We start from the raw sequence: 5,693 nt of genomic DNA, 5'->3' as shown, positions 1-5,693 counted from the left end.
CCTCCTTTCGGAGCTTTCCGCGCGCGGCGTGTCCATCGTCGCGACGTCGAACACGCTTCCCGGCCAGCTCGGGGAGGGTCGCTTCGCCGCCCAGGACTTCCTGCGCGAGATCAAGAAGCTCGGCTCGATCTTCGAGACGATTCGCGTCGACGGTCCCGACTACCGTCACCGTGACCTTCCGCCCGCACCGGAGCCCATTTCCTCGGAGGAGTTGGTCTCTCGGGCCGACGCCATCGACGGCGCCACGCTCGACAACTTCGACGAGCTGTGCAAGCACCTCAGCACACTGCATCCGTCGCGCTACAACAAGCTGGTCGAGGGTGTGAAGGCCGTGTTCATCGACGGTGTCCACCCGGCAACGGATCAGTCCGTTGCACTGCGCATCGTGGTTCTCGCCGACCGCCTGTACGACGCGAGCATCCCGGTCACCGTTTCCGGCGCACGCCTCGACGAGATCTTCACTCCCGAGCAACAATGCCGGAAAGAAATCTCTGGACAAGACGTACCTCGCTGCGGCATCCGCCACCGGCAAGCTCACCATCTCGGCGCTGCACGTCGTGACCTCGGTTGCCCCGGCCGCGACCGGCGGTGGCTATCAAGTGGTGATGAATCAGATCAACGAGCAGGGCAACACCGTCGGCACCAAGACGGTGACAGCCGACAAGGTCTTCTTCGCGGCGGGCAGTATCGGTACCAGCAAGCTTCTGGTCTCGATGAAAGCGCAAGGGCAACTCGCGAATTTGCCGGGTGCTGTGGGGCAGGAGTGGGGTCACAACGGCAACGTGATGGTGGGCCGTGCCAATCACATGTGGGACGCGACCGGCGCGAAGCAGTCGGCGATCCCCGTGATGGGCATCGACAACTGGGCCGACACATCCGCTCCCGTCTTCGCGGAAATCGCGCCCTTCCCGGCGGGTACCGAACTGTGGGTGAGTCTGTCTCCCTGAGCAGGCTGTGGGCCCGTACGGCCGTCCGAGCGGCCAGGAACTCCAGCGCGACGGGGTCGAGGCCGGAGGCGGGCGGCGTCTCGGTGTCGAGCGACGGCGGCGCCCCCGGCTCGTCGGGCAGCGTGGGCAGCGGCGGCAGCGGGGGCAGGATGTCACCGGCCGCGTACGCCTCGGCCGCGTCCACGCCCTCCGGCGCCGACGCCCGCGCGGCGGACACCCCGCCGCGCCTCTGGAGATCGTCCAGCACCGTGCCCTCGGTACGCCCCCGCATCAGCAGCAGCACGAACGGGTCCTGGTCCAGCAAGCGTGCCACCTGGTAGCAGAGTGCCGCCGTGTGCCCGCAGTGGTCCCAGGCCCCGCAGTCGCACTCCGGCTCCAGATCACCCAGGCCCGGGAGCAGGTCGACGCCCGCGTCCCCGGCGTCCTCGACCAGGTGCGGAGGCATCTCCCGGTCCAGCAGCGCCGCCACGTGACCGGCCCGCTCCGCCGCCATGTCCAGGAAGCGGTCCCACTGTCCGGGCGAGAGCTCCTCCAGCAGGACGTCGGCCCGGTGCGCCGTACGGTCGCGGTCCTGGACGACGGCCGTGAGCCGCCCCGGACGTACCGACACCGCGCCGACCGCACCCGCGCGGGCGAGCAGACGGCCCGTCTTGAGCTGCGCCGAGTCCAACGCCGTGCCTTCGAGAGCCTGCAGCCAGGCCTGGCCCCACCAGGTCTGCGCGAAGCCCCGCCCGTGCGCGGGCGGCAGTGCGGCGAAGGTGCGTTCCGTGTCGCCCTCGTGCCGTGTCATCGCAGGCCTCCTCGCAGTTCGACCAGATCCGCCAGTTCCGCGTCCGTCAGTTCCGTGAGCGCCGCCTCGCCGGCTCCCAGGACCGCGTCCGCCAGCTCCCGCTTGCGCAGCAGCAGGTCGGCGATGCGGTCCTCGATCGTTCCCTCCGCGATGATCCGGTGCACCTGCACGGGCCGGGTCTGGCCGATGCGGTACGCGCGGTCCGTGGCCTGTGCCTCGACGGCCGGGTTCCACCAGCGGTCGTAATGCACGACGTGCTCGGCCCGGGTGAGGTTCAGCCCGGTGCCCGCCGCTTTCAACGACAGCAGGAACACCGGGATCTCGCCGTCCTGGAAGCGCCGCACCATGGCCTCGCGCTCGGCGACGGGTGTCCCTCCGTGCAGGAACAGCGAGGGTGTGCCGCGGGCGGCGAGATGCCGTTCCAGGAGACGGGCCATCTGCACGTACTGGGTGAAGACCAGCACGCCCGCCTCCTCGGCGAGGATCGTGTCGAGCAGCTCGTCCAGCAACTCCAGCTTCCCGGAGCGCCCGGCGATCACGGGGCGCTCCTCCTTGAGGTACTGCGCCGGATGGTTGCAGATCTGCTTGAGCCCGGTCAGCAGCTTCACGATCAGGCCCCGCCGCGCCATGCTGCCGGCGCCGGAGATTTCCGCGAGCGCCTCCCGCACCACCGCTTCGTACAGGGCCACCTGCTCCTGGGTGAGCGACACGGCGCGATCGGTCTCGGTCTTCGGCGGAAGCTCGGGCGCGATCCCCGGATCCGACTTGCGGCGACGCAGCAGGAACGGCCGTACGAGCCGGGCCAGCCGGTCGGCCGCGGCCGGGTCCTGGCCGCCCTCCACGGCCTCCGCGTACCGTCGGCGGAAGGCTCCGAGCCGGCCCAGCAGCCCCGGGGTCGTCCAGTCGAGGATCGCCCACAGTTCCGACAGGTTGTTCTCCACCGGGGTGCCCGTGAGCGCCACGCGCGCGCGTGCGCCGATGGAACGCAGTTCGCGCGCGGTCGAGGAGTACGGGTTCTTCACATGCTGGGCCTCGTCCGCCACGAGCATGCCCCACGGCACCCCGGCGAGCCGGGACGCGTCCAGGCGCATCGTGCCGTACGTGGTGAGCACGAACTCCCCGTCGGCCAGGTCGTCCAGACCGCGCCGAGTCCCGTGGAAGCGCCGCACCGGTGTGCCGGGGGCGAACCGTTCGATCTCGCGCTGCCAGTTGCCCATCAGGGACGTCGGGCAGACCACCAGGGTGGGCCCGGCGAACCGTGCGTCGGACTGGCGGTGCAGGTGGAGGGCGATCAGCGTGATCGTCTTGCCGAGTCCCATGTCGTCGGCGAGACAGCAGCCCAAGCCGAGCGACGTCATACTCGCGAGCCAGTTCAGGCCCCGCCGCTGGTAGTCCCGCAGGGTGGCGGCGAGGGCGGCGGGCTGCTCCACGGGCTGCTGCCCCTCGGGGCTCGCGAGCCGCTCCCGCAGATCCGCCAGCCATCCGGTGGGCCGCACCTCGACCCGGCGGCCCCCCACCTCGGCCCAGCCTGTCAGGGCCGCGCCCAGGGCGTCCACCGGCGTCACCCGGCGGTCCTGCCGGGAGCGGGCCAGGCGCGCCTCCTGAGGGTCGATCAGGACCCACTGGTCGCGCAGCCGCACCACCGGGCGCTTCGCCTCGGCGAGACGATCCAGTTCCTCCCGTTCCAGTCGCCTGTCGCCCAGGGCGAACGACCAGGTGAAGGCGAGCAGTGCGTCGGCCGACAGGAACGACGGCATGGCCGCGAGGGACGCGCCGGGCTCCGGCTCGCCGTCGGACTCGCCGTCGCGGGGCCCCACCTCCGCGTGCGTGCTGAGCTCACGCGACAGTCCCTTCGGCCAGTGCACCTCGACCCCGGCCGCGCTCAGCGCCCGGGCGCCCGTCCCGAGAAGCTCGGTGACCTCCTCGTCGGCGAGTTCGGCCGCGTCGGGCACGGTCGCCGACAGCAGGGGCGTGAGTGGGGCCCATGCCCGGGCCGCACGGCGCAGGGCGAGCAGTGCGTCCATCCGCGCGCGCGGCCCGAAGGCCTCGCCCAGGGATCCGGCCCAGACGTCCGCGGCGTCCGCGACCAGCGCCGGATCGCTGACGCTGTGCACCTGCAGCACGGCCCGGAACGTCACGCCCGCGCCATCGTCCGCCGAGTCGGTGAGCCCGTCCGCCTCGATCCGCAGCGACAACCGCACGCCCGCGTCGTGGCCCGCGGCGACGTCGGCGGCCCAGGCGCGCTGCTCGGGCAGCCGCACCGGTTCCTGCGAGGCGTAGGCGGGGCCGCCCGTCACCAGTGGCGCGGCGGGCGAGCGGGGCAGGGTGTCGGCGACCGCGTCGAGGAAGGCGCGCAGAAGCTGCTCCGGGTCGGGCAACCGCGTCGGCCCGGCGCTCTCCAGGGGCACGGCGTGCGCCTCCGGCGGCATCGCGGCGGCGAGGCGGCGTACGGACTCGATGTCCTCGGCGCGCAGCGGACCCGTGCGCCAGGCGTCGTGGTCGCCCGGGGACAGCCCCGGCAACAGCAGTCCGCGGGCGGCGAGGTGCAGGGCGTGCAGGGCGGCCGCGCCCCAGAAGACGGTGGACCGGTGCCCCTGCCCGTCCGCACGCGCCCGCGTGAGGACCGGCAAGGCCGTGCCAACCGGCACCAGGACGGCGGGCAGGCTCGTTTCCTCGATCCCACCGTCGTGAGGCACGGCGACCGTCAGGTCCGTGACGAACGCGGACGCCACCACCGGAAGGGGAGTGCCGTCGGGCCGCCAGAAGGCGACGCTGCCGGTGCGCGCAGGATCGCCGGGCAGGAACACGGAGCGGCAGAAGGCTATTTCGGAGGTGTCGGAGGAGGATGCCGGGTGATTCTGATGCCTGGCTATGGCGTAGTCCTCAAATTTGACTAGTGGGAGCGGAGTCGCCGAGAGTACAGCACTTTCGGTGCGCATGGGTATGGATGAGCTGTGAGCTGGGTCACCATGGAGGTCTCGGGGGTGCTCGGGGTCGCACCTCAGGGATGTCTCAGGGTCGCGGTCCGGAACCGTCATGGAGACGGGTCCGTTTTCGAGACAGAGAGCGGCAGTGGCCGCGAAGGAGGCGACAATCATGTCGAACAACGCCAAGATCGCCGCGGGTGGTGTGGCGGTCGGGCTCATCCTGCTGATCTGGCTGCCCTGGTGGGCATCGCTCCTGATCATTCTGGGAGTCCCGGCCGCCGCGTACCTCACGCTCGACCCATCGCAGCGGCGCAGGCTGCGCCGCGCCACCCGCAAGGAACTCGGCCGCTGAGCCGCCGGCTCCGCACGGCCCGGCCGGGCGCCGCAAGGGGCCCGGCCGCACCGCCTCAGTTCGGCCGTACGGCCATCTTGTCCAGTGCCTCCAGGAGACTCGGCAGTTCCGGCCCCCTGCCCACCGGCAGGACCTCACCGGGCTCCTCGTCGAGCAGCACGAACGCGATGTCGTCGGTCCTCGCGACGAGCGACCAGCCCGGACCGTCGGCCCGCAGGGTCCGGGCGTCACCCGGCGCGAAGGACGACCGGACCCGGCCCAGCGGCGGCGGCGAGTCGATGTAGGTGCGGGCCTCCGCGAGGACGCGCCGGATGCCGCTGTGGCCGCCCGCCTGCGCGTTCGCCCCGCGCCCGGCCGGACCGTCGGTCGCGCCGCTCTCGTCTCCCGGGGACCCGGCGGCCTCCGAGGACTCCGGCGCCGGGAACTCCGCGTCGTCGACCTGCTCCCGCCACGTGGCCCACTGCAGCGCGATCTCGTCCGCGCCCAGACGCCGCTGGGCTGGACCCCAGACGCCGGTGTCCGGAGGGGTGAGCGGGGGCCGGTCGTCCGCCTCCGGACCCGGGTCGTGCGGCGCGGGCACCCCGGGGGCCGCGACGGCGACCGCCAGAGGCCACCCGGCCTATCTCGCGCAGGCAGGGCAGGTCCTGGGTGGCGGCGTGCAGCACCCACTCGACGCC

Annotated in this window: 3 protein-coding genes and 3 pseudogenes; 3 read left to right on the top strand and 3 right to left on the bottom strand. The window is 72.3% G+C overall.

Translation table 11 applies throughout. From position 1 onward, the window contains the following. Positions 1-28: 28 nt before the first annotated feature. Positions 29-397 (top strand): annotated as a pseudogene (gene zapE / locus ABT116_RS38780) (AFG1/ZapE family ATPase); the annotation flags it as partial. A gap of 208 nt (positions 398-605) precedes the next feature. Next, positions 606-947 carry a hypothetical protein gene (locus tag ABT116_RS38775; protein WP_502984013.1) on the top strand — a complete coding sequence of 114 codons (342 nt, stop codon included), beginning with the start codon at positions 606-608 and terminating at the stop codon, positions 945-947. Here the strand turns inward: ABT116_RS38775 and ABT116_RS38770 are convergent. Beyond that, positions 940-1,737: pseudogene (locus ABT116_RS38770) on the bottom strand (SWIM zinc finger family protein); the annotation flags it as partial. The gene ABT116_RS38775 and the pseudogene ABT116_RS38770 overlap by 8 nt on opposite strands. Beyond that, positions 1,734-4,676, bottom strand: coding sequence for an SCO1167/SCO6262 family helicase (locus ABT116_RS38765; protein ID WP_351644269.1), 2,943 nt, complete (start codon positions 4,674-4,676; stop codon positions 1,734-1,736). The pseudogene ABT116_RS38770 and the gene ABT116_RS38765, both read right to left, overlap by 4 nt. 157 nt (positions 4,677-4,833) lie before the next feature. Here ABT116_RS38765 and ABT116_RS38760 point away from each other — a divergent pair, with 157 nt between their 5' ends. Beyond that, positions 4,834-5,016, top strand: a complete 183-nt coding sequence (locus ABT116_RS38760; protein ID WP_234749500.1) for a tail-anchor membrane protein — start codon at positions 4,834-4,836, stop codon at positions 5,014-5,016. 55 nt (positions 5,017-5,071) lie between these two features. On the opposite strand, the pseudogene ABT116_RS38755 reads toward ABT116_RS38760, so the two are convergent. Continuing rightward, positions 5,072-5,632: pseudogene (locus ABT116_RS38755) on the bottom strand (hypothetical protein); the annotation flags it as partial. Positions 5,633-5,693: the final 61 nt, after the last annotated feature.

The sequence above is a fragment of the Streptomyces sp. NPDC002130 genome, from assembly GCF_040296465.1.
GTDB lineage: Bacteria > Actinomycetota > Actinomycetes > Streptomycetales > Streptomycetaceae > Streptomyces.
This window is presented reverse-complemented; position numbering and strand designations above follow the sequence as displayed.